Source organism: Streptomyces sp. CA-181903 (assembly GCF_050937075.1).
GTDB lineage: Bacteria > Actinomycetota > Actinomycetes > Streptomycetales > Streptomycetaceae > Streptomyces.
Map to the genome: position 1 here is coordinate 1,945,268 of NZ_JBNJLY010000001.1, position 26,288 is coordinate 1,971,555.

23 protein-coding genes, 1 pseudogene and 1 riboswitch are annotated in these 26,288 nt (G+C 75.3%); of the genes and pseudogenes, 16 read left to right on the top strand and 8 right to left on the bottom strand.

Going from position 1 to position 26,288, the window contains the following annotated elements; genetic code table 11:
• The first annotated feature begins 26 nt into the window (after positions 1 to 26).
• Positions 27 to 2,477 carry a transglutaminaseTgpA domain-containing protein gene (locus ACQEVS_RS08450; RefSeq protein WP_433017389.1) on the top strand — a complete coding sequence of 817 codons (2,451 nt, stop codon included), beginning with the start codon at positions 27 to 29 and terminating at the stop codon, positions 2,475 to 2,477.
• An 81-nt stretch (positions 2,478 to 2,558) separates the two neighbouring features.
• Here the strand turns inward: ACQEVS_RS08450 and ACQEVS_RS08455 are convergent, their stop codons facing one another.
• From ACQEVS_RS08455 to ACQEVS_RS08465, 3 genes are all read right to left on the bottom strand, one after another.
• On the bottom strand, positions 2,559 to 2,966 hold the full coding sequence (locus ACQEVS_RS08455) for a DUF3040 domain-containing protein (protein WP_433017392.1): 408 nt from the start codon (positions 2,964 to 2,966) through the stop codon (positions 2,559 to 2,561).
• A gap of 245 nt (positions 2,967 to 3,211) precedes the next feature.
• Positions 3,212 to 3,994, bottom strand: a complete 783-nt coding sequence (locus ACQEVS_RS08460) for a methyltransferase domain-containing protein (protein ID WP_433017395.1) — start codon at positions 3,992 to 3,994, stop codon at positions 3,212 to 3,214.
• Between the two features lie 148 nt (positions 3,995 to 4,142).
• On the bottom strand, positions 4,143 to 4,655 hold the full coding sequence (locus tag ACQEVS_RS08465) for an SAV_6107 family HEPN domain-containing protein (RefSeq protein ID WP_433017398.1): 513 nt from the start codon (positions 4,653 to 4,655) through the stop codon (positions 4,143 to 4,145).
• Positions 4,656 to 4,884: 229 nt separating this feature from the next.
• Here ACQEVS_RS08465 and ACQEVS_RS08470 point away from each other — a divergent pair, with 229 nt between their 5' ends.
• The 5 genes from ACQEVS_RS08470 to ACQEVS_RS08490 all read left to right on the top strand — a co-directional run bounded on the left by ACQEVS_RS08470 (position 4,885) and on the right by ACQEVS_RS08490 (position 10,777).
• On the top strand, positions 4,885 to 5,622 hold the full coding sequence (locus tag ACQEVS_RS08470; RefSeq protein WP_433017400.1) for an ATP-binding cassette domain-containing protein: 738 nt from the start codon (positions 4,885 to 4,887) through the stop codon (positions 5,620 to 5,622).
• Positions 5,594 to 7,729, top strand: coding sequence for a YhgE/Pip family protein (locus ACQEVS_RS08475; protein ID WP_433017403.1), 2,136 nt, complete (start codon positions 5,594 to 5,596; stop codon positions 7,727 to 7,729). Before ACQEVS_RS08470 ends, ACQEVS_RS08475 begins: the two co-directional genes overlap by 29 nt.
• A gap of 62 nt (positions 7,730 to 7,791) precedes the next feature.
• On the top strand, positions 7,792 to 8,406 hold the full coding sequence (locus tag ACQEVS_RS08480) for a TetR/AcrR family transcriptional regulator (protein ID WP_433017406.1): 615 nt from the start codon (positions 7,792 to 7,794) through the stop codon (positions 8,404 to 8,406).
• 191 nt (positions 8,407 to 8,597) lie between these two features.
• Entirely contained in the window at positions 8,598 to 9,212 is a 615-nt protein-coding gene (locus tag ACQEVS_RS08485) for a DUF4126 domain-containing protein (RefSeq protein ID WP_433017409.1), read from the top strand.
• Positions 9,213 to 9,310: 98 nt separating this feature from the next.
• Complete coding sequence (locus ACQEVS_RS08490; protein WP_433017412.1) at positions 9,311 to 10,777, top strand: phytoene desaturase family protein; 1,467 nt, start codon at positions 9,311 to 9,313, stop codon at positions 10,775 to 10,777.
• A gap of 225 nt (positions 10,778 to 11,002) precedes the next feature.
• Here the strand turns inward: ACQEVS_RS08490 and ACQEVS_RS08495 are convergent, their stop codons facing one another.
• Both ACQEVS_RS08495 and metF read right to left on the bottom strand, forming a co-directional pair.
• A complete protein-coding gene (locus ACQEVS_RS08495; protein ID WP_433017415.1) occupies positions 11,003 to 11,926 on the bottom strand; it encodes a hypothetical protein in 924 nt (307 codons plus the stop codon).
• 40 nt (positions 11,927 to 11,966) lie between these two features.
• Positions 11,967 to 12,884 carry a methylenetetrahydrofolate reductase [NAD(P)H] gene (gene metF / locus ACQEVS_RS08500; RefSeq protein ID WP_433017418.1) on the bottom strand — a complete coding sequence of 306 codons (918 nt, stop codon included), beginning with the start codon at positions 12,882 to 12,884 and terminating at the stop codon, positions 11,967 to 11,969.
• Positions 12,885 to 13,386: 502 nt separating this feature from the next.
• Between metF and ACQEVS_RS08505 the strand changes: the two genes are divergently transcribed.
• The 5 genes from ACQEVS_RS08505 (at position 13,387) to ACQEVS_RS08525 (ending at position 18,097) form a co-directional block, all read left to right on the top strand.
• Complete coding sequence (locus ACQEVS_RS08505) at positions 13,387 to 13,497, top strand: keywimysin-related RiPP (protein WP_433017421.1); 111 nt, start codon at positions 13,387 to 13,389, stop codon at positions 13,495 to 13,497.
• Positions 13,498 to 13,523: 26 nt separating this feature from the next.
• Positions 13,524 to 15,350, top strand: coding sequence for a lasso peptide isopeptide bond-forming cyclase (locus ACQEVS_RS08510; RefSeq protein ID WP_433017424.1), 1,827 nt, complete (start codon positions 13,524 to 13,526; stop codon positions 15,348 to 15,350).
• Positions 15,351 to 15,456: 106 nt separating this feature from the next.
• Complete coding sequence (locus ACQEVS_RS08515; RefSeq protein ID WP_433017427.1) at positions 15,457 to 15,711, top strand: lasso peptide biosynthesis PqqD family chaperone; 255 nt, start codon at positions 15,457 to 15,459, stop codon at positions 15,709 to 15,711.
• Positions 15,708 to 16,154 (top strand): lasso peptide biosynthesis B2 protein, encoded by a 447-nt coding sequence (locus tag ACQEVS_RS08520; protein WP_433017430.1) that lies wholly within the window; start codon positions 15,708 to 15,710, stop codon positions 16,152 to 16,154. The genes ACQEVS_RS08515 and ACQEVS_RS08520 overlap by 4 nt, the downstream gene beginning before the upstream one ends.
• Before the next feature lie 44 nt (positions 16,155 to 16,198).
• Positions 16,199 to 18,097, top strand: a complete 1,899-nt coding sequence (locus ACQEVS_RS08525) for an ABC transporter ATP-binding protein (RefSeq protein WP_433017433.1) — start codon at positions 16,199 to 16,201, stop codon at positions 18,095 to 18,097.
• A gap of 73 nt (positions 18,098 to 18,170) precedes the next feature.
• Here ACQEVS_RS08525 and thiE read toward each other — a convergent pair whose 3' ends face one another.
• The 3 genes from thiE to ACQEVS_RS08540 form a co-directional block, all read right to left on the bottom strand.
• Positions 18,171 to 18,848 carry a thiamine phosphate synthase gene (gene thiE / locus ACQEVS_RS08530; protein WP_433017437.1) on the bottom strand — a complete coding sequence of 226 codons (678 nt, stop codon included), beginning with the start codon at positions 18,846 to 18,848 and terminating at the stop codon, positions 18,171 to 18,173.
• Between the two features lie 76 nt (positions 18,849 to 18,924).
• Positions 18,925 to 19,290, bottom strand: a complete 366-nt coding sequence (locus tag ACQEVS_RS08535) for an Rv2175c family DNA-binding protein (protein WP_433017440.1) — start codon at positions 19,288 to 19,290, stop codon at positions 18,925 to 18,927.
• A 192-nt stretch (positions 19,291 to 19,482) separates the two neighbouring features.
• Positions 19,483 to 20,745, bottom strand: coding sequence for an NAD(P)/FAD-dependent oxidoreductase (locus ACQEVS_RS08540; protein WP_433017443.1), 1,263 nt, complete (start codon positions 20,743 to 20,745; stop codon positions 19,483 to 19,485).
• A 143-nt stretch (positions 20,746 to 20,888) separates the two neighbouring features.
• Positions 20,889 to 21,001: riboswitch (TPP riboswitch) on the top strand.
• Between ACQEVS_RS08540 and thiO the strand changes: the two genes are divergently transcribed.
• The 5 genes and pseudogenes from thiO to ACQEVS_RS08565 all read left to right on the top strand — a co-directional run bounded on the left by thiO (position 20,999) and on the right by ACQEVS_RS08565 (position 26,252).
• The gene (gene thiO / locus ACQEVS_RS08545; RefSeq protein ID WP_433017446.1) at positions 20,999 to 22,192 is read left to right on the top strand and encodes a glycine oxidase ThiO; all 1,194 of its coding nucleotides are present in this window, start codon (positions 20,999 to 21,001) and stop codon (positions 22,190 to 22,192) included. Its footprint overlaps the riboswitch before it by 3 nt.
• A complete protein-coding gene (gene thiS / locus ACQEVS_RS08550) occupies positions 22,189 to 22,407 on the top strand; it encodes a sulfur carrier protein ThiS (RefSeq protein ID WP_433017449.1) in 219 nt (72 codons plus the stop codon). The genes thiO and thiS overlap by 4 nt, the downstream gene beginning before the upstream one ends.
• A gap of 1 nt (position 22,408) precedes the next feature.
• Complete coding sequence (locus ACQEVS_RS08555) at positions 22,409 to 23,212, top strand: thiazole synthase (protein ID WP_433017452.1); 804 nt, start codon at positions 22,409 to 22,411, stop codon at positions 23,210 to 23,212.
• 183 nt (positions 23,213 to 23,395) lie between these two features.
• Positions 23,396 to 25,359 (top strand): annotated as a pseudogene (pknB, locus tag ACQEVS_RS08560) (Stk1 family PASTA domain-containing Ser/Thr kinase).
• Positions 25,359 to 26,252, top strand: coding sequence for a deoxyribonuclease IV (locus ACQEVS_RS08565; RefSeq protein WP_433017455.1), 894 nt, complete (start codon positions 25,359 to 25,361; stop codon positions 26,250 to 26,252). The pseudogene pknB and the gene ACQEVS_RS08565 overlap by 1 nt, the downstream one beginning before the upstream one ends.
• Positions 26,253 to 26,288 lie beyond the last annotated feature (36 nt).

Here is a 26,288-nt window from a genome sequence, read left to right on the forward strand (position 1 = left end):
TACGGGCGGGAACGGGGAGGACGGGTATGAGTGGCGGTATACGGGCCGCCCTGTGCGCCGTGGTGGCCACGGTCGGCGCCGCCTGCGCGATGGTGCCGCTCGTGGACGGCGCCGGCTGGCTCGTCCAGGCGGCGGCGCTGCTCGCGGTGCAGGCGGCGGCCGGGGTGGCGGTGCGGCGGTTCGTGGCGGCCCGGCCGCTCGCGACCGTCGCGGAGGCGCTCACCGGGTTGCTGCTGCTCACCCTGGTCTTCGCCCGCGGCCACGCCGTCGCCGGGCTGCTGCCGGGCCCGCAGGCGTTCGCGGAGTTCTCCCGGCTGCTGAACCAGGGCGCCGACGACATCGGGCGGTACGCGATACCGGCGCCCGCGTCGCCGGGCATCCGGCTGATGCTGGTCGGCGGCGTGCTGGTGATCGGCCTGGTCGTGGACCTGCTGGCGGTCACCTGCCGGAGCGCGGCGACCGCCGGGCTGCCGCTGCTGGCGCTGTACTCCGTCGGGGCCGGGCTGGCCCAGGGCGGCCGGGACTGGCTGTGGTTCCTGGCGGGCGCGGGCGGCTACCTGATGCTGCTCCTCGCGGAGAGCCGGGAGCGGCCGGCCCGCCGGGGGTTCGGCGACGTCACCGGGACCGCGGAGCCCGCGCCGGGCGGGCCGGTCGGCGGTGCGCTCGCGGGCGTGTTCGCGCCCGGCCGTACCGGGCGCCGGATCGGCGTGCTCGCGCTGGGGGTGGCCCTGGCCGTCCCGGCGGTGCTGCCCGCGATCGGCGGCGGCCTGCTGTCGCCGCGCGGCCGGGACTCGGGGCAGGAGCGCGAGGGCGGCACGATCTCCGCGGTCAACCCGCTGGTCTCGCTGCGGGACAGCCTCAACCAGCGGGAGAACCGCGAACTGCTGCGCTACCGCACCTCCTCCGAGGCGCCGCAGGACCTGTACCTGCGGATCGTCGCGCTCGACCGGTTCGACGGCGCCACCTGGCGCACCTCGGAACGGCGCGTCACCGACGTCCCCGACCGGCTTCCCGCGCCCCAGGGCCTCTCGCCCGACGTGCGCACGGTCCGGGTGAACACCTCGGTCGTGGCCGCCGACGGCTACGGGCAGGACTACCTGCCGCTGCCCTACCCGGCGGACTCGGTGCGCGTCGGCGGCCAGTGGCGGTACGAGCCGGAGGGCCGGACGCTGGTCGGCGACCACGGGCAGACCACCCGCGGGCTGCGCTACCAGGTGTCGACCCTGGCGCCCCAGCCGACGGCCGAGCAGCTCACCAACGCGCCCCGGCCGCCCGAGGCGCTGCACCGCGAGTACACCAAGGTGCCGTCGACGCTCCCGGCGGTGGTCGCGGAACGGGCCCGGCAGGTCACCGAGGGCGCGCACAGCGACTACGAGCGGGCGGTACGGCTCCAGGAGTGGTTCGCGGTCGGCGGCGGGTTCACCTACGACACCGACGTCCGGACGGGCGGTGACGACGAGGCCGTCGCGCGGTTCCTGGAGGAGAAGCGGGGCTTCTGCGTCCACTTCTCGTTCTCGATGGCGGCGATGGCGCGGACGCTGGGCATCCCGGCGCGGGTCGCGGTCGGCTTCACCGCGGGCGACCGGCAGGAGGACGGCTCCATGTCCGTGGGCTCCAAGGACGCCCACGCCTGGCCGGAGCTGTACTTCGAGGGCGCGGGCTGGACCCGCTTCGAGCCGACGCCCAGCCGCGGCAGCCGCCCGGTGTACACCGTCGAGCAGCCCGCCCCAGGGGCCTCGCCGGGCGCCCCCGTGCCCACCCCGGACCACTCCGCCGCGCCCCGGCCGGCACCGACGGCGGGCGCGGACTGCCGCACCGGGCGGGCGTCGCGCGGTGAGTGCCCCGACGCGTCACGGAAGGGCACCCCGGCACTCTCCGCCGACCCGCCGGACTCGGACTCCGGCATCCCGGTCGTCCCGCTGGCCGCCGCGGGCGCCCTGCTCGTGGCCCTCCTGCTGGCCGCTCCCCCGCTGCTGCGCACCCGCATCCGGGCCCGGCGGCTCGGCGGCCCGGAACCGCGGACCCCGGAGGAGGCGACGGGCCGCACGCTGGCGGCCTGGCGGGAGCTGCTGGACACGGCCTGGGACTACGGGATCCCGCCGGATGCGGCGCGGACGCCTCGGGGGCGGTGGAACGTCTCGTGCGGGAGGGCTCGCTGGAGGCCGATGCCGCTGCCGCGGCGGGGCGGGTGGCCGACGCGGTGGAGCTGGCGCTCTACGCTCCACGGCCTGCGCCGGCCGATGTGCCTTCGGGTGAGGTGGCCCTGGTACGGGCTGGGCTGCGCTCGGCGGCCGGGCGGGCCGCCCGGCTGCGGGCGTTCTTCGCGCCGGCGTCGCTGGGACGGTCCCTGCGGGGGCTTCGCCTGCGGCGGTAGGGGTGCCCCGGTCCCGCCCTTTCACCGTTTCCTGGGGCTGCGCCCCAGACCCCCTTTGTTCTCAACGCCGGACGGGCTGACTAGTCAGCCCGTCCGGCGTTGAGAACAACCGCGCGGAGCGTGGTTTCGGGGGTGCGGGGGCTTGCCCCCGCAGAAACGGTGAAAGGGCGGGACCGGGGCGACGTCAGCGCCCCTGCTCGTCGCGGCGCCGCTGCCACCGCTGCTCGATCCGGTCCATCATCGAGCGCCGCTGCCGCGCCTGGCGGCGTGCCGCCATACCGCCACCGCCGACGACGCCCATCGGCCCCGCGGCACCGGAGCGCGGCGCCTTGCGCCACCCCGTCACCACCAGCACCGCACACCCCAGCATGACGAGGAATCCCACCACGCTGATCCAGATCCACTGGGCGACCATTCCGGCCATGAGGAGCGCGATGCCCACCAGGAAGCCCGCGATCGCCTGGTAGACCCGTCGCCGGGTGTACGTGCGCAGGCCGCTGCCTTCGAGCGCTGTGGCGAACTTGGGATCTTCGGCGTACAGCGCTCGCTCCATCTGCTCGAGCATGCGCTGCTCGTGCTCCGAGAGCGGCACGGAGTCCTCCTACTCGTCGGTCGCGGGGGGCGACCGGGGTGCGACCCTTTCAGGATAGGCAGGGAATCGCCCCCGTGAAACCCGCCCCTCTGCGCCAATTCGCCCACCGGAGCCGGTGGGGCGGTCGGTGTTGTGGTGATGGCGTCGGGACGTTCATTCCCTGCCCGCCGACCCGTCATGCCGGACCGTGTCTACCGATCATACGGGGCGAACGGGCTGATCGGGCGGGCCCGTGCGGACCTGGTTCAGACCCGTTCGGCCAGGACGTGGAGCTGGGTGGCCACCGCGTGGAAGGCGGGGAGCGCCGCCGCCTCGGCCTCCAGCCGGGCCAGGGCGTCCCGGGCGCCGGGCTGGGCGTCCACGAGGACGCCGGGGACGAGGTCGGCGAAGACGCGGACGCCGTGCACGGCGGTGACGTCCAGGCCGGCGCCGGAGACCAGCTCCGAGAGCTGGTCGGCGGTGAAGCGGCGGGGGACGGGGTCGCCGGCGCCCCAGTGCCCGGCGGGGTCGGTGAGGGCCTGCCGGGCCTCGGTGAAGTGGCCGGCGAGGGCGCGGGCGAGGACCGCGCCGCCGAGGCCGGCGGCGAGCAGGCTGAGCACACCGGAGGGGCGCAGGGCGGCGGCGACGGCCCGCAGGCCCTCCGCGGGGTCGTCCACGTACTCCAGGACGCCGTGGCAGAGGACGGCGTCGTACTCGCCGCGGCCGACCACGTCGAACAGGCCCTGGGTGTCGCCCTGCACACCGCGCACCCGGTCGGCGACGCCGGCCTCGGCGGCCCGGCGCTCCAGCGCGAACAGCGCGTTGGGGCTGGGGTCGACGACGGTGACCCGGTGGCCGAGGCGGGCCACCTCGACGGCGAACTGGCCGCTGCCGCCGCCCGCGTCGAGGACCTCAAGGCCGGCACCGGCACCGCCGCCGGCCTCGGCCCGCCGGTCGAGGGCGTCCCGCAGGACCTCCCAGACCACGGCGGTGCGCAGGGACGCGCGGGGACGCGATGGGGTCTCCCCACCCAGGGAAGGCTCGGACACGGCGGGTGGCTCCTCGGCGCGGGTGGCGGCACCGCCGGTGCGGCGGTGGCGGATGACGGTCGTCGGCGCCCCCACCTTAATGGGCCGGGTCCCGGCCGCCCGCACTCCGCTCCCCCGCGGGCCGCGGCGGGCCCGGTCACCCCGCCGTTCACCCCACACCGCCGCGGCCGGGGGCGGATTGGGCGGGGAGCCGGGGCTGGAGGACCAGCCCCCGTTCGACGAGCCGCAGGAACATCGCCGCCGCGCGCAGCAGCTCGTCGGCCTCCCGCTCGTTCGCCGCCGACGCTATCCCGGCCTCGGCCCGCGCCCGGCGGGCGGCGCCGGCGGCGAACAGGGCGCTCCACTCGGCGAGTTCGGGCACGGCCTCGGGCAGGATCTCCCAGGCGCTGCGGATCCGGTGCCGCCGGCGGGCCGTAGTCTCGGGCCGGCCGCGCGCGGCGAGCACGGCGGCGGCGGTGCGGAGCGCGGCGAGGTGGGCGGTGGCGAACCGCTCGTGCGGGGCGTCGAGGGCGGCGGCGTCCACCAGGGCCTGCCGGGCCTGGGCGAGGTGTTCGGCGACGGCGGGCGGCGCGGTGGCACGGGCGGGCGGGGGCACGTCCCACACGTCCGCGCCCGGGGAAAGGCTCGGGGAAAGGCGGACGTCGCTCCTGCTGCGGGCCATGACGAACCTCCTTCGTCGGGGCGGTGCGGGCCGGTCGCCCGTACCACCGTCTGCCCTTATCGTCCTGTACCCCACTGACAATCGCCCTGACCTGCAAGGACTTTGGGCATGCGACCCCCGCGGCGGGGGCAGGGGAGGGGTGCGCCATACTTTTTGCACTGACTGGTCAGTGCAAGTGCAGGACGCTCACGGAAGCCGCACCACCGCCACGTCACCTGGAGGCCGTCGCATGGACCGCACCTCGCTCGGGGCCGCCGTCACGGCCCGCGGACTCGGCGTCGCCGGGCCCCGCGGCCGGACGTTCCACGACGTGGACGTCGCCGCCGCCCCCGGCGACCTCGTCGCCGTCCGGGGCCCGTCCGGCTCGGGCCGTACCTGTCTTCTGCTCACCCTCACCGGAAGAATGCGCCCCACCGCGGGAACGGCCGAGGTCGGCGGCCTGCCGCTGCCCCGCCGGATGGCCGCGGTCCGCCGGATCACGGCGCTCGCCCAGGTCGCCGGCGTCTGCGAGCCGGAGGGCGCGCTGAGCGTCGCGGAGCACATACGGGAACGGGTGCTGCTGTGCCGCCGGTTCACCGGCGGCCCCCGCGCGCTGTTCCGTCCACCGGCCGGGGCCGCCGAGCGCGCCGACGCCGCCCTGGCGGCCGTCGGCCTCGACCCGGACGCGCTGCCCGCGGGCCCCCGCACCCTCGCCCGCGACCTGGACCGGCCGGCGTCGCTGCGGCTGTCCCTCGCCCTGGCCCTGATCGGCGGCCCGCGCCTGATCGCCGTCGACGACGCCGACCTCAAGCTCGACCCCGCCGAACGCGCGGACGCCTGGGCGCTGCTGCGGTCCGTCGCGGCGTCCGGCCCCACCGTGCTCGCCGTCTGCGCCGAGGCACCGGAGGACGCCGACGCCGTCGTCACGACCGTCCCGGCTCACGGGAAGGAGACGGCCGATGCGTTCGCCGAGGCTGGCCGCGCTTGAGCTCAGGAAGTTCGGCAGGGGCGCCCTGCCGCGTGCCGCGCTCGTCGCGCTGCTGCTCCTGCCGCTGCTCTACGGTGCCCTGTACCTCTGGTCGTTCTGGGACCCCTACGGGCGGCTCGACAAGGTGCCCGTGGCGCTGGTGAACGCCGACCGGGGCGCCACCGTGGACGGCAAGCGGCTCACCGCGGGCGACTCCATCGTCGACGGCCTGCGCGGCAGCAAGTCGTTCCGGTGGCGGAAGACCGGCGCCGCCGAGGCCCGGAAGGGCCTGGAGGACGGCACGTACTACCTGTCGCTCACCATCCCCGCCGACTTCAGCCGGCGGGTCGCCTCCAGCGCGGGCGACTCCCCGGAGACCGGGGCGCTCCAGGTCCGGACGAACGACGCCAACAACTACATCGTCGGGTCCATCTCCCGCACGGTCTTCTCCGAGGTCCGGGCCGCCGCCTCGCGCAAGGCGTCCCGGACCTTCTACGACCGGATCTTCGTCTCGTTCTCCACCCTGCACGGGAAGACCGAGGAGGCCGCCGAGGGCGCGGACAAGCTGGGCGACGGCATCGGCACCGCCCGCAAGGGCGCCGGCGACCTCAAGGACGGCCTGGCCAAGGCCGCGGAGGGCAGCGGGCGGCTGCGGAAGGGCGCCGGCGAACTGTACGGCGGGGCCGGGAAACTGGACGACGCCTCGGGGCAACTCGCCGACGGCGCCAGCAAGGTGGCGGCCGGTACGCGCAAGCTCGCCGACCGGGTCAACGGCGCGGCCACGAGCCCCGACGCCCGCTATGTGAAGGAGCACGCCCGCGAGATCGGCGAGGACGCCCGCAAGGTGGCCGCCGAGGCGCGGACGCTCCGCCGGCACCTGGACGACCTGCCGTCCGCCGCCACCACCGCGAAGCTCGCCCGGGGCAGCGCGGCCGGCGCCGAGGTGCTCGGCGACTCCTACGCCGAGCTCTGCGAACGGGCCGCCGAACCCCCGGCGTTCTGCCCGAAGCTGCGCAAGGCGCTGTTCGCCGCCCGGCAGTCCGCCCTGGGCGCCCACGAGCTCGACACCCTCGTGCAGAACCGGAACGGCGAACTCGATGCGTTCCCGGCCAAACTGGACGCCCTCCGCTCCGGCGCCGAGAAGCTGCGCGACAAGGCGCCCACCCTGGCGTCCGAGATCGACGCCGCCGTCCGCGACGTCAACGCCCTCGACTCCGGCGCCCACCGCGTCGCGGACGGCGCGGAGAAGCTGCACGGCGGCACCGGGAAGCTGCGCGACGGCCTCGGCACCGCGCGCGAGGGCACCGCCGGCCTCGACGACGGGCTCGGGAAGCTGCGCGACGGCGCCGACAAGCTCCAGGGCGGCATGGTCAAGCTCTCCGACGGCTCGTCGAAGCTGGCCGGCGGGCTGCACGACGGCGTCAAGAAGATCCCCGACTACGGCAAGGACGAGCGCGACGCCCGCACCGGCGTCATGGCCGACCCGGTCGGGCTCGCCTCCCGCGCCACCCACAAGGCGCCCAACTACGGCACCGGCTTCGCCCCGTACTTCATCCCGCTCTCCCTCTGGGTCGGCGCGATGGTGGCCTACATGCTGTTCCCGCCGCTCAACCGGCGCGCCCTGGCCGCCGGCGCCCCGGCCTGGCGGACCGCCCTCGCGGGCTGGCTGCCGGTCGTCGCGGTCGGGGTGCTCCAGGCCGGCGCGCTGCTGGCCGTCCTGTGCTGGGGCCTGGGCCTGCACCTGGCCCGCGCGGCGGGCACGATCGGCTTCCTGTGCCTGGTGACGGCGTCGTTCGCCGCGATCGTGCAGTGGCTCAACGCCCGCTTCGGCCCGGCCGGCCGGATCCTCGTCCTGATGCTGCTGATGCTCCAGCTGACGTCGGCGGGCGGCACCTACCCGGTGCAGACGAGTCCCGGCTTCTTCAACGCCCTGCACCCGTTCCTGCCCATGAGCTACGTGGTCGACGGGCTGCGCCACCTCATCACCGGCGGCGATCCGGCGGCCGTGTGGCGGGCGTGCGCCGTGCTGGCCGCGTTCGCCGCGGGCGCCCTGGCGCTCACCGCGTGGACGGCCCGGCGCCGGCAGGTGTGGACGGTACGGGACCTGCACCCGGAGCTGAGCCTGTGAGGCTCGTGGGACCCGTGGGGCCCGTACCGGAGGACACGGTGCGTACAGGGAGAATCACCGGCATGGACAGCAGCAGTACGCGCCGCGGCAGAACCCGGCGCCGCCTCTTCGAGGCGGCCGTCACCCTCATCGCCGAACAGGGCTTCTCCTCCACCACCGTCGACGAGATCGCCGAACGCGCCGGAGTGGCCAAGGGCACCGTCTACTACAACTTCGCGAGCAAGACGGTGCTCTTCGAGGAGCTCCTGCGGGACGGCATCGAGCTGCTGACCGTCTCCCTGCGGCGGGCCGCCGACGACACGGCGGCCCGCGGCGGCGGCCGGGTGGACGCGCTCGACGCGATGGTGCGCGCGGGCCTGGACTTCATCGCCCGCTACCCGGCGCTGATGCAGCTCTACGTCGCGGAACTGTGGCGCACCAACCGGGCCTGGCAGTCCACGCTGATGCAGGTGCGGCAGAAGGCCATCGCCGTGATCGAGGCGGTGCTGGCGGAGGCCGTCACCGAGGGCGAACTCAGCCCGGAGATCGACGTTCCGCTGACGGCGTCGGCGCTGTTCGGGATGGTGCTCGTGGCCGCGCTGGACTGGCAGTCCTTCCAGCCGGAGCGGTCGGTGGAGGAGGTGCACGCGGCGCTGTCGCGGCTGTTGCAGGGGCGCGTGGGCGGGCACGCCTGCTAGCCCGTAGGGCCTCCGCGCGGCGCCCGTTCCGCCGCCCCGTGCCGGCGGTACGGGCGCCGCGCTCCCCCCACGGCCCTTACTCTTCCGTCCGCCGGGGCACCGGCTCATCCGTACCGATACTCACTCGGTACTCATCCGGCGGCGTCCGGAGGCGTCCGGCGGGCTGAGTACGCCCGCCTACGATCGTCCTCATGTCCGTACTCCCCATGGTGTTCACCAGCGGCTGGGCGAGCGGGATCAACGCCTACGCGGTGGTCCTGCTGCTCGGCCTGTCCGGCAGGGCCGGCATCGGCGGCGACGTGCCCGAGGCGCTCCAGCGCCCCGAGGTGCTGATCGTCGCCGGCCTGCTGTTCCTCTGCGAGGCCGTCGCCGACAAGGTCCCGTACGTGGACACGGTGTGGGACGCCGTCCACACGCTCGTCCGGCCCGCCTGCGGGGCGATGGTCGGGGCGCTGCTGGCCGGACAGAGCGGCGGCTCGCTCTCGGAGGTGGCCTACGGGGCAGTGGGCGGGACGACCGCGCTGGTGACGCACCTGGTGAAGATGGGGACGCGGATGGCGGTCAACACCTCGCCGGAGCCGCTGAGCAACATCCTGCTGAGCGTCGCGGAGGACCTGGGCGTCGCCGCCGTCGTGGTCTTCGCCCTGTCCCACCCGGCGGTCGCGGCGGGCATCGCGGGGACGCTGCTGGTCGCGGGCGTCGCGTTGGTGGTGATCCTGTGGCGCAGGGTGCGGGCGTTCCGGCAGCGGCGCAAGGAGCGGAAGGCGGCACGGCGGGAGGGACGCGCGACGGCCCCGGCGGCGTAGGACGGAGGCGGGCCCCGGTCGGTCGGGACTGAGGCGGGGGCCGGTCGGGACGGAGGCGGGCCCCGGCGGCATCAGCGGTTCCGGATAGGGTCGGCTGCATGGCACGAATTGCGGTGATCGGCGCCGGCATGGGCGCCATGGCGGCAGCCGCCCGGCTGGCCGTCGCCGGCCACACGGTGACGGTGTACGAGCGCGGTGAGACCCACGGCGGAGGCGTCGGGCGGTACGCCCGCGACGGCTTCGTCTTCGACACGGGACCGCAGCTGCTGCACCTGCCGGCCGTCTACCGCGACCTCTTCGTCAAGACCGGCAAGGAGTCCCTGGAGCAGAGCGTCGGCCTCACCCAGGTGGACCCGGCGAGCGCCCACCTCTTCGCCGACGGAACGGCGTTCGCGCTGCCCAACGCCTCGCGCGCCGGCGTCGTCCGGGCACTGGACGAGGCGGTCGGCGCGGGCGCGGGCGAGCGCTGGAGCGAGCTCGTCAACCGGGCCCGGGAGGCGTGGGACGCGACGCGACGTCCGTTGCTGGAGGAGCCGCTGAGCGCGGACCCGGCGGAACGGGCGGCCCTGGCCCGCGACGCGTACCCGGCGCGGCGCGGCTTCTTCCGGCGGAGCGCGCCGGCCACCCTCGCGGCCGTCGCCGGCCGCGAGCTGCGCGATCCCCGGCTCGCGGCCCTGCTGGAGAGCCACGCGCTGGCCTACGGCCTCGACCCGCGCACCGCGCCGGCGAGCGCGACCGTCCTGCCCTACCTGGAGCAGACCTTCGGCAGCTGGTACGTGGCCGGCGGGCTGCGCGGCCTCGCCGACGCGCTGCACCGGCGGTGCGTGGCCCGGCGGGTGGAGTTCCGGTTCGGCGCCGAGGTCGCCGGCGTGATCGAGGAGGACGGCCGCGCGGCGGGCGTCCGGCTCGCGGACGGGACGGCCGAGGAGGCGGCGTTCGTCGTCACGGGCGCCCCGGACCCGGCTTCGGCGCCCCTGTCCCCCGGCCGGTTCACCGTCCTCCTCGCCCTTCGCGGCGAGCGGCCGGCGGGGACCGCGCACCGCACGGTCGTCCACGCGCCGTCGCGCGAGCGGGAGTTGGCGGGCGTCTTCGACGCGACGGACCCCGGTCTCGATTACGCGCCGACCGTCACCGTCCTCCGGCCCGACGACCCGGCGGTCCGGCCGGACGACGGACACGAGGCGGTCACCCTGACCGCGACGGTCGCTCCGCAGGGCCGCGTGGACTGGGGGGACGCGGAGGTTGTCGCCGCGTTCGCCGACCGGATGCTCTTGGCCGCCGAAGCGGCCGTTCCCGGGCTGGCGGAGCGGGTGCTGTGGCGCGAGGTGCGGACGCCGTTGGACACGGCGGGGGTTACGGGCGCTCCTGGTGGAGGGGTGCCCGCGCCGGCGTTGAGCGGGGGTGGGGGTGCGTTCCTCTTCCCCGGCAATGCGGGCGAGTTGAGCGGGTTGTACCGGGTGGGTGGGTTTGCCCACCCGGGCGGTGGGCTGGCGCACGCGGGGATGTCGGGGGCTTTGGTGGCCGGGCTGATCGTGGAGGGGGAAGGGTTTCGGGGTTCGCAGTGAGGGGTGCCCCGGTCCCTCCCTTTCACCGTTTCTTGCGGGGGCTGCGCCCCCGCACCCCCGAAACCGCGCTCCGCGCGGTTGTCCTCAATCGCCGGACGGGCTGAGTGAATGCGCTCGGACGCGCTATCCAGCCCGTCCGGCGCTTGAGGACGAGCGGCGAAGCCGCGAAAAAGGGGGTCTGGGGCGCAGCCCCAGGAAACGGTGAAAGGGAGGGACCGGGGCCCCTCAATACCCATACCCCTGCGGCGGAGCCGGCGGCGGCGGCGCCTGCCCGTCACCGCCCCCCTGCCGCTGCTGCGGCACCCACACCCCACCGGGCGGGGTGTCCATGTCGTACTGCCCGTACTGCCCGTGCTGTCCGTACTGTCCCGGCTGCTGCTGCGGATAACCACCCTGCTGCTGCCCGTACGCGTCATACGGCTGCTCGTATCCCTGCGCCGGCTGCACGCCGGCCCCGATGTACGGATCGGAGTACGCCGGGTACTGCTCTTGACCCTGGCCCTGGCCCTGGCCGTAGTCGTAACCGCCGCCGAACACCGAAGCCGCTTCCCCGACGGCCGGGAACGCCGCCGTGTCACCGGGCCCCGGCCCCGCCGCCCCGGGCACCGCGTGCTCGTCGGTGGGCTGCTGAGGCACCGTCGGCATCATGGCCGTAGCCGCTCCCGCCTCCGCCTCCGTCAGCCGCTTGCGTGCGGCACCAGGGGCGCCGGGGGCGGGAGGTGCGTCCGAGGCGGCTGCGGCCGGTTCGGCGGGCGCGCCGCGCTCGGGCCGGCCGCGCCGCCGCCCGCCGCGGGAAGCGGAGCGAGAGGCGGAACGGGAGCCGGAACGGGAACCGGAACGGGAACCGGACCGCGACGCGGAACCGGAGGCGGCGGGCCCGGCCTCGTCCCGGCCCTTGCGCCGCAGCGCCCAGCCCGCCGAGAAGCCGCGCCGGAACGACAGCGTGACGTAGACCTGGCCGATCGCGAACGCGACGGCGCCGACGACGATGACGGCCACCGACGGCATGGCGACACCGGCCACCACCCCGAGGAAGCCGGTGAACGCGAGCAGCCGCCACCGCAGCCGGGCCTTGTACTGAAACAGCACTTCGCCGAGCAGCCACAGCCCGACGAAGCCGAACGCGATGTAGAGGACCGTCCAGCCCATGAATCGCCCCTCCAGTCCGGCCGCCGCGACCGGCGGGCCGTCAGGACCGCTGGTGCAGTCCCAGGTTCTCGTAGATTTCCAGGGTGGCCGTGGAGTGGTTCAGGGTGATGAAGTGCAGCCCCGGGGTCTCCTCGGCCATCAACCGGGCACACAGCTCCGTCGCGTACTCGATCCCGATCGAGCGTACAGCCGCCGGATCGTCCTCCACCGCCCGGATCCGCTCCGCGAGGTCCGCGGGGAAGGCGGCGTTGCTGAGTTGTGCGAACCGTTCGATCTGCCGGACGTTGGTGAGGGGCATGATCTCGGGGATGATCGGGGTCTCGCAGCCGGCGGCCTGGACGCGGTCGCGGAGCCGCAGGTAGTCGTCGGCGTGGAAGAACATCTGGGTGATGGCGAAGTCGGCGCCCGCCCGGCACTTGTCGACGAAGTGGCGGACGTCGGTGTCCCAGTCGGTGGAGCGCGGGTGCATCTCGGGGAAGGCCGCGACGCCCACGCAGAAGTCGCCGGACTCCTTGATGAGCCGCACCAGTTCGACGGCGTAGTGCAGCCCCTGGGGGTGACGCACCCACTCCCCGGTGGGGTCGCCGGGCGGGTCGCCGCGCAGGGCGAGCATGTTGCGGATGCCGACGTCCGCGTACTGGCCGATCACGTTGCGCAGTTCGGCCACGGAGTGGTTGACGGCGGTGAGGTGGGCGACGGGGGTGAGCGTGGTGTCGGTCGCGATGCGCTCGGTCGCCCGCACGGTGCCCTCGCGGGAGGAGCCGCCGGCGCCGTAGGTCACGGAGACGAAGGTCGGCGCGACCGCTTCGATCCGCCGGATGGCGTTCCAGAGCGTCCGCTCCCCCTTCTCGGTCTTCGGGGCCGCGAACTCGAAGGAGTACGAACGCTCGCCGGACGCGAGCAGGTCACGCACGGTGCGGGCGTGATCCGTCCTGGTGGAGGCAGTGCCTAGGGCCATACCGGTCAAGTTAACCAGCGCAGCGACGATCTTCCCAAGCACTGTCCACGATCTGGCCGCTTCCCGGTACTCCGATGTCCGGTACACCCTTCCCGAAACCCCGACTTTCCGGATTTTCCCGGACTGTCGGGAGACCGACGGGAGACCGACGGGAGACCGACAGGAAGTCGGCAGGAGGGATTCCGGATTTCCGGCCGGGCGAATTCCCGCCGTTTTCCCGAAAACATTGACAGCCGCTGACATATCAGGGGCGCATCCCTTTCCCCGTGATTATCCGGCGGTGAATTCCGCCCCACTGACCGGCGCGCGTGGACCAACGCACTCCCGGTTTTCCATGATTATCCGACTTAGAACGCGATGAATCGTTTTGGCGTGGATAGCATGGCGATACGCCTTGGAGCCGAACCGGCACCTGCCCGCTGCGGGGTACCTCTCCCCGGGAGAAGCGTGGCCGACCGGACGGAATTCGGGGCGGAAAAGGTACTCCATCAAAGGAGACATCATGAAGAAGGCGTACGAGGTCCCCACCCTCACCCGGCGCGGCACCTACCGGGCCAAGACCGGTCTGCTCCAGGCCCACGGCAACGACCGTCTGATCTTCAGCAAGAACTGATCCGACGGCCGGAGACTGAGGGCTGAATGCCTACGCCTCGCGAGGCGGGGGGAGCGGGCCCGGGTGCCGCGTGCTTCGCGGTCCTTCCGGACTGCGAGGACGCGCTCGCCGCGGCCCGCTCCCTCATCCGCCAGGACACCCGGACCATCCCCCATCCCTCCGGCCGGCCGTGGATCGCCGGCCGCTGGCACGACGAGGACGTCACCGCCGTACGGACCGGCCGGGCCGCCCTGGCGGTCATCGGCTGCTGCCCCGTCCGGCCCGAGGAGCTCCGGCGCCGGGCGGAAGCGCTGCGCAACCTCACCGCGCTGGACGCCCTGGCCCGCGCCCTGCCCGGCAGCTTCCACCTGGTGGCCGCGCTGGACGGCGCCGTCCGCGTCCAGGGCACGGCGTCCGGCCTGCGGCCCGTCTTCCGGGCCTCCGTCGGCGGCGTCGAGGTGGCCGCGAGCGACGCCCTGCCGCTCGCCCGCGCCCTGGACTCCACGCCCGACGAGGAGGAACTGGCCGTACGTCTGCTGTGGCCGGTCCCCCATCCCCTCGGCACCACCTCCCCCTGGCGCGGCGTCACCGCCGTCCCCGCCGAGGACGCCCTGTACATCGCCCGCGACGGACGCTCGGCCCGGCACTCCCGCTGGTGGACGCCGCCCGAGCCGGTGCGGTCGATGGCCGGCGGCGCGCCGCTGGTGCGGCAGGCGCTCGTCGACGCCGTGGCGGCCCGCACCCACCGGGGCGGCACGGTCGGCTGCGACCTGTCCGGAGGGCTGGACTCCACCTCCATCTGCTTCCTGGCCGCGACGTCCCCCGCCCGGGTCATCGCCAGCACCTGGCCCGGACGCGACCCCGCCGACAGCGACCTGGCCTGGGCCCGGCGCGCCGCGCGCCGGCTCCCGGACGTCGAGCACCTGGTGTGGGACGCGGACGAGTCCCCGCTCGTCTACACCGACCTGCTGGACATCGACGAGCCGATGGACGAACCGACCATCGGCGTCATGGACCGGGCCCGGGCGCTGCACCACCTGCCGGAGCTCGCCCGCCGCGGCAGCCGGGTGCATCTGACGGGCATCGGCGGCGACCACGTGGCCTGGTGTTCGGAGGCGTACTACCACCGGCTGCTGCGGACGCACCCGTGGTTCGGGCTGCGGCAGCTGCGCGGCTTCCGCACCCTCTACCAGTGGCCGCCGGGGCCGGCCGTGCGCGCCCTCGCCGACTCCCGCCCCTACGGACGCTGGCTGGCCGGCGCGGCCGCCCGGCTGCGTGACCCGCAGCCGCCGGGCGTGACGGGGGCGCTGGGCTGGGGCATCCCGCCCCGGCTGTTCCCCTGGGTCACCCCCGAAGCCGTCGACGCCGTCCGGCGGGCCCTGCTCCGGGCCGCCGCGACCGCCGAGCCGCTCCACCCCGACCGCGGGCTCCACCAGGACCTGGAGCAGATCCGGGGCTGCACCCGGATCGTCCGCCAATGGGACCTGATGGCCGCGCGGGCGGGGCTGCCGATGGCGTCGCCGTTCTTCGACGACCGGGTGATCGAGGCGTGCCTGGCCGTCGACCCGCGCGACCGCGTCACCCCCTGGGCGTACAAGCCGCTGCTGGCCGCGGCCATGCGCGGGATCGTCCCGGACGCCTGCCTGGCCCGCACCGACAAGGCGCACGCCTCGATGGACGCCTCGAACGGGCGACGGGAACACCGGGGTGACCTGGTGAAGCTCTGGGAGGACTCGTCCCTGGGCCGGCTGGGGCTGGTCGACGCCGGCGTCCTGACCGCCCTCGCCCAGCGTCCCGCCGCGCCCGGGCTGAGCGACGCGGCCCTCTACCCCACGATCGGCTGCGAGGTGTGGCTGCGGACCCTCACCCCTTGACCCGCCACCCCGCTTGACGCGCCCCCCCTTGACACACCACCCGCTTGACACGCCACCCCGGACCCCATGACCGCGGACGACGGCGTCCGCAGGAGGGAAGGCTCCCATGGCACTGCGGTTCGCCCCCGACGTCGCCACGGCGGAGACCGAGTACGGCACGGTCCTGCTCGACCAGCGCAAGGGCCGTTACTGGGAGCTCAACCCCACCGGGACGCTCGTCGTCCGCACGCTGCTGGACGGCGGTGGGGAGGCGGACGCGGTGGAGGCGCTCGTCGCCGCGTTCGCCGTGGACCGGGAGCGGGCCGCCGCGGACGTCACCGCGCTGGTCGCGCTGTTGCGGGACGCGGGGCTGGCGGCATGACCACACCCAGCGCCCTGGTCCGGCCGTCGGACGTCCCGTTCCGCCGGCGGCTGGCCGCCCGGCTCGCCCTGGCCGTCGCCTTCCCGCTCGCCCTGCTGCCGCCCCACCGGCTTCGCCGGGTTCTCGCCGTGCTCCGCCGGGGCGCCGTCCCCGCCTCGTACGAGCAGGCCGGGGCGGCGCGGCGGGCGGTGTGCGCGGCCAGTCTGTTCTGCGCGGGGCCGCGCGGCTGTCTGCCGCGGTCGCTCGGCACGGCCCTGCTGTGCCGGTTCCACGGCTGCTGGCCGACGTGGTGCACGGGGGTGCGCAAGGTACCGCCGTTCAGCGCGCACGCCTGGGTGGAGGCGGAGGGCCGCCCGGTGGACGAGGGGGTTCCGGACGATTACTTCAGCCGGCTGATCGCTGTGGTTCCCGGTCCGGCGCCCCGCGAACGGCCGGTGCCGTGATACCGGCCGGGCCCGAGCGGCGGCGCCGGCCGCGCGCGGTCCGCATGGTGTTCCGCCTCACCGCCGACCACCGCGCGGCGCTGGCCACCGCCATCGCGCTCACCCTGACGGGGTCGGCGCTGGGGCTGGCGCAGCCGCTGCTCGCCCAGCGGATCGTGGACGCGGACGCGGGCGGCCGGCTGCTGTGGCCGCTGCTGGGCCTGGCCGCGCTGTTCCTGGCCGAGGCCGGCACGGCGGCGGTCGGCCGCTTCTTGCAGGAGCGGATGGGCGAGGGAGTCGTCCGCGGACTGCGCCACCGGCTGACCGGCCGGCTGCTGCGGCTGGAGATGCGGGAGTACGAGCACCACCGGACCGGCGACCTCGTCTCCCGCGTCACCGTCGACACGACCGTGCTGCGCGAGGTCCTCGCCCAGGCGCTGGTGGACCTGGTCACCGGTGCGCTGGCCTCGGTGGGCGCGGTGGCGCTGATGCTCTGGCTCGACCCGCAGCTGCTGCTCCTGGTCGCCCTCACGGTGGCGGCCGCGGCCGCGGTGGTCACCTGCGTCCTCACCGGGCTCCGCACGGCCTCGGAGCGGATGCAGCACGCCCTCGGGGCCGTCGCGGCCGACCTCGAACGGGCCCTGGCCGCCCTGCCGATGGTCCGGGTGCACCGGGCGGAGGGGCGGGAGGCCGCCCGGATCGGGGAGCGCGTGGAGACCGCGTACGGCGCCGGGGTCCGCACCGCGCGGCTGGGGGCGGTGATGACCCCGGCGGTCGAGCTGGCCGTCCACGGCTCCTTCCTGCTCGTCCTGGTCGTCGGCGGGCTGCGGGTGGACGGGCGCACCCACAGCCTCGGCGACCTGGTCGCCTTCCTGCTGTACGCGAGCTATCTGGTGATGCCGCTGTCGTCCGTGTTCCGTGCGGCGGGGCTGATCCAGCGGGGCGTGGGGGCGCTCGGACGGGTGGAGGAGGCGCTCGCCCTGCCGGTGGAGCCGACGGGTCCGGAGGGGCCCGGAGTGCTCACCGGGGAGGGGGCCCGTCGCGGGAAGCCCGTGGCATCCGCCGGGGAGGGCGGAGGGACGCGTCCCCCCGTCGTACCGGCCGAGCCCGCCGCACCGGCCGCACCGGCCGGCCCGGCCGCATCGACCGCGCCGACGGGACCCGCCCCGGCCGCGCCGCCCGCGCCGGGTCCGGCCGCCCTCTCCCCCGTACCGTCCGCACCGTCCGCCCCTCCCGTCCTGGCCCTGGAGGACGTCCGGTTCGGCTACCGCCCGGGCCGGCCGGTGCTGCGCGGCATCTCACTGGAGGTGCCGCCGCACCGGCAGGTCGCGCTGGTGGGCAGGTCGGGGGCGGGGAAGAGCACGGTCTTCGCGCTGGCCGCCCGCTTCTACGAACCGGACGCCGGCCGGCTGCTGTTCGACGGCCGCCCGGCCGCCGCGCTGAGCCGCGCGGAGTGCCGGGCGCGCATCGCCGTCGTCGACCAGAACACCCACGTCGTCCACGGCTCCCTGTGGGACAACATCACCTACGCGGCGCCGGGGGCGAGCCGTGCGGAAGTGCGGCGGGTGGTCGAACTCGCCCGGCTCACCGAGGTGGTGGACCGGCTGCCGGGCGGGCTCGACGGGCCGGTCGGCGAGCGGGGCGCCACGCTCTCGGGCGGCGAGCGGCAGCGGGTCGCCCTGGCCCGGGCGCTGCTCACCCGTCCCGCGCTGCTGCTGCTGGACGAGCCGACGTCCCAGCTCGACGCGCTCAACGAGCTGGCGCTGGGGCGGGTGCTGCGGGAGGTCACCGAGGAGTGCGCGCTGCTGGTGATCGCCCACCGGCTGTCCACCGTGCAGAACGCCGACCGCATCGTCGTCCTGCACGAGGGCCGGGCCGTCGCCTCCGGCCGGCACGAGGAACTGCTGTCCGGCTGTGCCGCCTACCGCGAACTGGCGGCGGCGCAGATGCTGCGGACGGGCTGAGCCGACGGGCCCGGGCGGCCCCGCGCCACGGCCGGACACGACAACCCGCCGGACGCGGACGGCCGGCCGGCCGTCAGTCGCGTTCGCGGATCCGGCGGGCCAGGCGGGCCGCGGCGTCGCCGGGGTCGTCGGCCTCGGTGAGGGCGCGGACGACGACGACGCGCCGGGCTCCGGCGTCGAGGACCTCGTCGAGGTTGCTCTCGTCGATGCCGCCGATGGCGAACCAGGGCCGGTCGGGCCGCAGCGCGGCGGTGTGCCGCACCAGGGACAGGCCGGGCGCCGGGCGGCCGGGCTTGGTGGGGGTGGGCCAGCAGGGGCCGGTGCAGAAGTAGTCCACACCCGGTTCGCGGACCGCCGCCTCGGCCTCGGCCTCGCTGTGCGTGGACCGGCCGATCAGCACGTCGTCGCCGAGGATGGCGCGCGCGGCGGGCACGGGGAGGTCGCCCTGGCCCAGGTGCAGGACGTCGGAGCGGATGGCGTGGGCGACGTCGGCGCGGTCGTTCACCGCGAGCAGCCGGCCGTGCCGGCGGGCGGCGTCGGCCATGACGGCCAGGTGCTCCAGCTCCTCACCGGCCTCCATGCCCTTGTCGCGGAGCTGCACGACGTCCACGCCGCCGGCGAGGACCGCGTCCAGGAACTCCGGCAGGTCGCCCTGGCGCCTTCGCGCGTCGGTGCACAGGTACAGCCGGGCGCCGGTCAGAGCCGCACGGGCCGTCGGGGCGTGCGGAAGCGTACGGGCGGTGGCGGACATCGGGTTCCCCCGGGGTCGGCGGTGCGCGGACGGGACGGGCCCGCCCGCGCACCGCGGGCTGTTCACTGCGGAACGGTCAGACGGCGAGCGCCTGGGCGCGCCGCTTCACCTCCGTGCCGCGATTCTCCCGCAGCGCCTGCGCGGGCGTACCCGGCAGGGACTCGTCCGGAGTGAACAGCCACTCCAGCATCTCCTCGTCGGTGAACCCGTCGTCCTTGAGCAGCGTCAGGGTCCCGGCCAGGCCCTTCACCACCTCGCCCTCGTCGATGAAGGCGGCGGGAACCTGCAGCACCCGGTTCTCCCCGCGGCGCACGGCGATCAGCCGGCCCTCCTTCACCAGCTGCCGTACGCGCGTCACCTCCACGTCGAGCATCTCGGCGATGTCGGGGAGGGTGAGCCACTCGGAAACGAGGGCATCGGTCTTCGTGTCAATCTCGGTCACGGGACAAGCCTGCCATCCGCCACGGACACCCGGTACCCGGGGACACCCGGGGGAGGCGGTTCAGCCCGTTGGGGGTGCCCCCTCTGGGGAGTCTAAGGACGAGCGGCGAAGCCGCGACAAGGGGGTCCGGGGGCGCAGCCCCCAGGAATCGGCGAATGGGGGTGCCCCTCTGCGGGAGGGACCGGGGCAACCTCACCCCACCGCCGCCTTCAGCGGCACCGCGGCGTCCGCCACCCGCCCCCGGTCCACCACCGCGCCCCGCTCGATCAACTTCCGCCCCTGCGCCAGATCCCGCGGCCGCCCCACCGCCAGCACCGCCACCAGCACCCCGTCCCGCAGCCAGCACACGGTCCACGCCGCCCCCGCCGGATCTCCGCGCCACACCAGCTCGTCGGCGGCGGCGTGATGCCCCGCGTACTGCACGAACCGCCCGAACTGCTCGGACCAGAAATAAGGCACCGGGTCGTAGACCGGCCCCTCGGCCGGCCCGTGCACGATGTTCGCGGCGACGGTCTTCGGCCCCTGGAGGGCGTTGTCCCAGTGGTGGACGAGGAGCCGTTCGCCGTACCGCGCGGAGGGGAAGGAGGCGCAGTCCCCGACCGCGTACACGTCCGGGACGGACGTCCGCAGCCGGTCGTCGGTGACGACGGAGCGGTCCGCCGCGAGCTCGACGCCGGAGCCGGCGAGCCAGCCGGTGGCGGGCCGCGCGCCGATGCCCACGACGACGGCGTCGGCGGTCAGCCGGGTGCCGTCGGCCAGCAGCACGGCACCGGGCTCCAGGGCCGCCACCCGGGCGCCGGTGAGCAGCCGGGCGCCGCTCTGCTCGTACCAGTCGGCCATGTGCGCGGCGACCTCGGCGGGCAGCGCGCCGGCGAGCGGGCGGTCGGCGGCCTCGACGACGGTCACCCGGCAGCCGGCCTCGCGCGCGGCGGTGGCGAACTCGGCGCCGATCCAGCCGGCGCCGACGGCGACCACGTCGCCCTTCCGCTCCAGCAGCGGCCGCAGCCGCTCCGCGTCGTCCAGGGTGCGCAGCAGGTGGACGCCGGGCAGGTCCTCGGCGCCGGGCAGCCGGACCGGCTCGGCGCCGGTGGCCACCACCAGGACGTCGTACGGGACGGGGCCGCGCGGCGTGTCCACCTCGTGATCGGCGGGGCGCAGCCCGGTGACCTCCAGGCCGAGGGCGAGTTCGATGTCCAGGGAGGCGAAGTCGACCTCGAAGGCGGACCCGTCCGCCTTGCCGAGCAGCACCGCCTTGGACAGCGGCGGCCGGTCGTAGGGCGGGTGCGGTTCGGCGCCCAGCAGGGTGATCGTGCCCTCCCAGCCCTGTTCGCGGAGGGCGACGGCGGTCTGCACGCCGGCCATGCCCGCGCCGGCGACGACGACGCGCCGCCGCGCCGCGCCTCCCACCGGCTCGTCGGGGGCCGTACCACTGCGGGTGTTCGTCTGCTCACTCACCCGATCACTGTAGGCGGGCGGGCGAGGTCTCCCGGAGCACCGTGCGGCGAGACCTCCGACACAACACCACCGCGCCGCGCGCCCCCGGGCCGGTCCCCGCCGCCTTCCGCCGCGTTCGCGGACCGTACTAGGGTGGCCGGTGCACAAGCACTCGCGGGAGCCCGGACGGACCGGGCTGAGAGGGAGGCTGGACGGCCTCCGACCGTACGAACCTGATCCGGGTCATGCCGGCGAAGGGAGGGGCTGGACGCCCATGCACGCGTCTACGCGCACCGGACCGTACGACGTCCTGGTGATCGGCGGCGGGATCATCGGCCTGGTGACCGCCTGGCGGGCCGCCCAGCGGGGCCTGCGGACCGCCGTCGCCGACCCGGCGCCCGGCGGCGGGGCCGCCCTGGTGGCGGCCGGGATGCTGGCCGCCGTCACCGAACTGCACTACGGCGAGCAGGCTCTGCTCGCCCTCAACCTGGCCTCGGCCCGCCGCTACCCCGCGTTCACGGCCGAGCTGGAGGAGGCCAGCGGCCGGGACACCGGCTACCGCGCCTGCGGCACCCTCGCCGTCGCCCTCGACGCCGACGACCGCGCCCACCTGCGCGAACTCGGCGCGTTCCAGCGGAGCTGCGGGCTGGAGGCGGAGTGGCTGACCGGCCGCGAGTGCCGCCGCCTGGAACCGATGCTCGCCCCGGGCGTCCAGGGCGGCCTGCGGGTGGACGGCGACCACCAGACCGACCCCCGGCGGCTGGCCGCCGCCCTGCTGACCGCCTGCGAACGCGCCGGAGTGGCCCTGCACCGCACGGCCGTCGCCCGGGTGCTGCTCGACGGCGACCGGGCCGCGGGCGCCGAACTCGCCGACGGGCGGCGGATCTCCGCCGGCCAGACCGTCCTGGCGGCCGGCAGCCACAGCGGCCGGATGGCCGGGCTGCCGGACGACGTCCTGCCGCCGGTCCGCCCGGTCAAGGGCCAGACCCTGCGGCTGCGCGTCCCCGAGGCGGTGCGGCCGTTCCTCTCCCGCACCGTCCGCGCGGTCGTCCGCGGCAACCCCGTCTACCTGGTGCCCCGGGAGAACGGCGAGCTGGTGATCGGCGCGACCACCGAGGAGCTCGGCTGGGACACCACCGTCACCGCCGGCGGCGTCTACGAACTGCTGCGTGACGCGCACGAGTTGGTGCCCGGCCTCACCGAACTGCCGCTCGCCGAGACCTCCGCCGGGCTGCGCCCCGGCTCCCCCGACAACGCGCCCCTCCTCGGCCCGACGGACCTGCCGGGCCTGCACCTGGCCACCGGCCACCACCGCAACGGCGTCCTGCTGACCCCGCTGACCGGCGACGTCATGGCCGAAGTGCTGACCACCGGGCGGCTGCCCGAGGAGGCCCGCCCGTTCACCCCCCGCCGGTTCGCCGCGCCCGGCGCCACCCCGTCCGCCCTCGCCCAGGAGCCCTCCGCATGACCGACGTCCACACCATCCACGTCAACGGCGAGCGGCGCGCCGTCCCGCCCGGGACGACCCTCGCCACCGTCGTCACCGGCCTCACGGGCGCCGGCTCCCCGGGCGGCGTGGCCGCCGCCGTCAACGAGGCCGTCGTCCCGCGCGGCAGCTGGGCGGACACGCCCCTGCGCGACGGCGACCGCGTCGAGGTCCTCACCGCGGTGCAGGGAGGCTGACGTGGCGGACGACGTGCTCACCATCGCCGGCACCCCCTTCGCCTCCCGCCTGATCATGGGGACGGGCGGCGCGCCCAGCCTCGACGTCCTGGAACGGGCCCTGCTCGCCTCCGGCACCGAACTGACCACCGTCGCCATGCGCCGCCTCGACCCGGCGGTCCGCGGCTCGGTCCTCTCGGTCCTGGAGCGGCACGGCATCCGGGTGCTGCCCAACACCGCCGGCTGCTTCACCGCCGGCGAGGCCGTCCTCACCGCCCGGCTGGCGCGCGAGGCGCTGGGCACCGACTGGGTGAAGCTGGAGGTCATCGCCGACGAGCGGACCCTGCTGCCCGACCCGATCGAGCTGCTCGACGCGGCGGAGATCCTCGTGGACGACGGCTTCACCGTCCTCCCCTACACCAACGACGACCCGGTCCTCGCCCGCCGCCTGGAGGACGCCGGCTGCGCCGCGATCATGCCTCTGGGTTCCCCCATCGGCTCCGGGCTGGGGATCCGCAACCCGCACAATTTCCAGCTCATCACCGAGCGGGCGAATGTTCCGGTCATCTTGGACGCGGGCGCCGGCACGGCGTCGGACGCGGCGCTCGCCATGGAGCTGGGCTGCGCGGCGGTGATGCTCGCCTCGGCGGTGACGCGCGCCCAGGAGCCGGTGCTGATGGCGGAGGCGATGCGCCACGCGGTCGAGGCGGGGCGCCTCGCGCACCGGGCGGGCCGGATCCCGCGGCGGCACTTCGCGGAGGCGTCGTCGCCCCGCGAGGGCCTGGCCGTCCTGGACCCGGAGCGGCCGGCGTTCAGCGCGCGCTGATCAAACGCCGGACGGGCTGGTTTTCCAGCCCGTCCGGCGTTTGAGGACGAGCGGCGAAGCCGCGACAAGCGGGGTCTGGGGCGCAGCCCCAGGAATCGGCGAAGGGGAGGGACCGGGGCACACACCACCGTCCGGCCCCACAACCGCACAGCTCCCCGCCGATCACTCGTAGACTCGTCAACCGTGGACACGACCTTGCCGGACCCTCTCGTCGACCAGCTGCTCGACGGCCGCTACCGCATTCAGGCGCGGGTGGCCGCGGGCGGCATGGCCACGGTGTACCGGGCCCTGGACACCCGGCTCGACCGGGTGCTCGCCGTCAAGGTGATGCACCCAGCGCTCGCCGCGGACAAGGTCTTCGTCGAACGCTTCATTAGGGAGGCCAAGTCCGCGGCCCGCCTGGACCACCCGAACGTGGTGAGCGTCTACGACCAGGGGACGGACGGCGGATACGTCTACCTCGCGATGGAGTACGTGGCCGGCTGCACCCTGCGGGACGTGCTGCGCGAGCGGGGCGCGCTCCAGCCGAGGGCGGCGCTGGACATCACGGAGCCGGTGCTGGCCGCGCTGGGCGCCGCCCACCGCGCGGGCCTGGTGCACCGGGACATGAAGCCGGAGAACGTGCTGATCGGCGACGACGGCCGGGTCAAGGTCGCCGACTTCGGCCTGGCCCGCACCGTGGGCACCAACAGCGCCACCAACACCGGTTCCATCCTGGGCACCGTCTCCTACCTGGCCCCCGAGCAGATCGAGCACGGCACGGCGGACACCCGCACCGACGTCTACGCCTGCGGCGTCGTCCTCTACGAGATGCTCACCGGCGTCAAGCCGCACAGCGGCGCCAGCCCGGCCCAGGTCCTCTACCAGCACCTGCACCGGGACGTGCCGCCGCCGTCGCAGGAGGTCCCGGGGCTGGCCCCGGAGCTGGACGACCTGGTGACGGTGGCCACGGCCCGCGATCCGGAGCTGCGCCCGTCGGACGCGGTCGGCATGCTGGGCCTGGTCCGGGCCGCCCGCGCCACGCTGACCCGCGAGCAGCTGGACGCCCGTCCGCCGCTGGCCGCGGGCCCGGCGGTGGCGGGCGACGACGAGGAGGCGACGAGCGTCCTGCCGCGTCCGGTCACCGCGCAGCCGCTGCCTCCGGCGGAGGCGCCCGAACCGGACCCGATGGACATGACGGCGCGGTTCGACGGCCCGCCCGAGCCCCCGCCGCCGCCCGCTCCCCGGCCCGCCCCCGCCGGTTCGCCGCCCTGCGGCGGCGGCCGCGGCGCGCGGTGCTGGTCGTGGCCGGCGTGCTGCTGGCCCTGCTGGCCGGCACGGGCGTCTGGTACATCAACACCGGGCAGTTCACGTCCGTCCCCGCCGTGCTGGACCTCACCCAGGCGCAGGCGGAGAAGAAGCTGGACAAGGCGGGGCTCAAGGTCCGCGTCCAGCCCGAGTTCAGCGACACCGTCGAGCGCGGCCATGTGATGTCCACCGACCCCAAGCCCGGCGAGCGCATCCGGAACACCGGCCGGGTGACCGTCGTCGTCTCCCGCGGCCCGGAGCGGGCCGAGGTCCCGAACGTCGTGGGCATGCGGCTGGACGAGGCGAAGAAACGGATCGCCCAGGCGGGCCTGACCGTCGGCGACGTCCGGACGCAGTTCAGCGACGAGACCCCGCAGGGCGAGGTGCTCTCCAGCGACCCCCGGGGCGGCGACGCGCGCCGCCCCGACTCCCCGGTGTCCCTGATCGTCAGCAAGGGCGAGCCGGTGGAGGTGCCGGACGTGTCCGGCCTGTCGCCCGACGACGCCCAGTCCACGCTGAGCGACGCGGGCCTGCGGATCAAGGTCTCGGACGCGCAGGTGTACTCCGACCGGGAGAAGGGCGACGTCGCCGAGCAGTCCCCCGCCCGGGGCGTGCAGGCGGCCAAGGGCGACACCGTGACCGTCACCCTGTCCAAGGGCAAGGAGATGCTCACCGTCCCGGACGTCACCGGCCGCAACGAGGCCGACGCCAAGCGGATCCTGACCTCCGCCGGCTTCCAGGTCCGGGTGGACCGGCCGTTCTTCTTCCCCAAGGACTCCGTGGAGAGCCAGTCCGTCCGGGCCGGCGACAAGGCCGCCCGCGGCGACACGATCACCATCCGCCTCAAGGGAGCACTGTGATGTCCGGCGCTGTGATGTCCGGTGCCGTGACGGCGGGCATACCCCGCAACCCCGTCGGCGGCCACATCCCGGTGGCCGGCGGCCTGGCCCGCACCGGCCTGCCGTACGCCCGCGAGATCGGCGCCGAGGCCGTACAGGTCTTCGTCGCCAACCCGCGCGGCTGGGCGACCCCGCCCGGCAGTCCGCGGCAGGACGAGGAGTTCCGCGCGGGCTGCGCGGAGGCCGGGCTGCCGGTCTACGTCCACGCGCCCTACCTGATCAACTTCGGCTCCCACACGGAGGCGACCGCCGAACGCTCGGTGGACTCGCTCCGCCACTCCCTCCGCCGGGGCCGGCGGATCGGCGCCCGCGGCGTCGTGGTCCACACCGGCTCCGCCACCGGCGGCCGCCCGCGCGCCGAGGCCCTGACGCAGGTGGGCGAACGCCTGCTCCCCCTCCTCGACGAGCTGACGCACGACGACGACCCCCGCCTCCTCCTGGAGCCGACGGCCGGCCAGGGCGCGTCCCTCTGCTCCTGGATCGCCGACCTGGGCCCCTACTTCGAGGTCCTCGACCAGCACCCGAAGCTCGGCGTCTGCCTCGACACGTGCCACTTGTTCGCGGCGGGCCATGATCTCGCCGCTCCCGGCGGGATGAAGGCGGCTCTCGACGAACTGGTCGCCGTCGTCGGCCCCGGCCGGCTCGGCCTCATCCACGCGAATGACTCCAAGGATGTGGCCGGGGCGCACAAGGATCGGCACGAGAACATCGGCTCGGGGCATATCGGGGCCGCCCCGTTCGCGGATCTGTTCTCCCACCCGGAGACGGAGGGGGTGCCGCTGACGATCGAGACGCCTGGCGGCAAGGATGGCCATGCGGCGGATGTGGCGCGGCTGAAGGAGTTGCGGGGCTGACGCCCCGTGGGGGGTGCCCCGGTCCCGCCCTCTCAC

What these genes read in the sequence shown, in the direction of transcription:
- ACQEVS_RS08450 (WP_433017389.1), top strand. Translation starts at nt 27, where the DNA reads ATGAGTGGCGGTATACGGGCCGCCCTGTGCGCCGTGGTGGCCACGGTC.
- ACQEVS_RS08465 (WP_433017398.1), bottom strand. Translation starts at nt 4,655, where the DNA reads ATGGCCCGCAGCAGGAGCGACGTCCGCCTTTCCCCGAGCCTTTCCCCG.
- ACQEVS_RS08470 (WP_433017400.1), top strand. Translation starts at nt 4,885, where the DNA reads ATGGACCGCACCTCGCTCGGGGCCGCCGTCACGGCCCGCGGACTCGGC.
- ACQEVS_RS08475 (WP_433017403.1), top strand. Translation starts at nt 5,594, where the DNA reads ATGCGTTCGCCGAGGCTGGCCGCGCTTGAGCTCAGGAAGTTCGGCAGG.
- ACQEVS_RS08480 (WP_433017406.1), top strand. Translation starts at nt 7,792, where the DNA reads ATGGACAGCAGCAGTACGCGCCGCGGCAGAACCCGGCGCCGCCTCTTC.
- ACQEVS_RS08485 (WP_433017409.1), top strand. Translation starts at nt 8,598, where the DNA reads ATGTCCGTACTCCCCATGGTGTTCACCAGCGGCTGGGCGAGCGGGATC.
- ACQEVS_RS08490 (WP_433017412.1), top strand. Translation starts at nt 9,311, where the DNA reads ATGGCACGAATTGCGGTGATCGGCGCCGGCATGGGCGCCATGGCGGCA.
- ACQEVS_RS08495 (WP_433017415.1), bottom strand. Translation starts at nt 11,926, where the DNA reads ATGGGCTGGACGGTCCTCTACATCGCGTTCGGCTTCGTCGGGCTGTGG.
- metF (WP_433017418.1), bottom strand. Translation starts at nt 12,884, where the DNA reads ATGGCCCTAGGCACTGCCTCCACCAGGACGGATCACGCCCGCACCGTG.
- ACQEVS_RS08505 (WP_433017421.1), top strand. Translation starts at nt 13,387, where the DNA reads ATGAAGAAGGCGTACGAGGTCCCCACCCTCACCCGGCGCGGCACCTAC.
- ACQEVS_RS08510 (WP_433017424.1), top strand. Translation starts at nt 13,524, where the DNA reads ATGCCTACGCCTCGCGAGGCGGGGGGAGCGGGCCCGGGTGCCGCGTGC.
- ACQEVS_RS08515 (WP_433017427.1), top strand. Translation starts at nt 15,457, where the DNA reads ATGGCACTGCGGTTCGCCCCCGACGTCGCCACGGCGGAGACCGAGTAC.
- ACQEVS_RS08520 (WP_433017430.1), top strand. Translation starts at nt 15,708, where the DNA reads ATGACCACACCCAGCGCCCTGGTCCGGCCGTCGGACGTCCCGTTCCGC.
- ACQEVS_RS08525 (WP_433017433.1), top strand. Translation starts at nt 16,199, where the DNA reads ATGGTGTTCCGCCTCACCGCCGACCACCGCGCGGCGCTGGCCACCGCC.
- thiE (WP_433017437.1), bottom strand. Translation starts at nt 18,848, where the DNA reads ATGTCCGCCACCGCCCGTACGCTTCCGCACGCCCCGACGGCCCGTGCG.
- thiO (WP_433017446.1), top strand. Translation starts at nt 20,999, where the DNA reads ATGCACGCGTCTACGCGCACCGGACCGTACGACGTCCTGGTGATCGGC.
- thiS (WP_433017449.1), top strand. Translation starts at nt 22,189, where the DNA reads ATGACCGACGTCCACACCATCCACGTCAACGGCGAGCGGCGCGCCGTC.
- ACQEVS_RS08565 (WP_433017455.1), top strand. Translation starts at nt 25,359, where the DNA reads ATGTCCGGCGCTGTGATGTCCGGTGCCGTGACGGCGGGCATACCCCGC.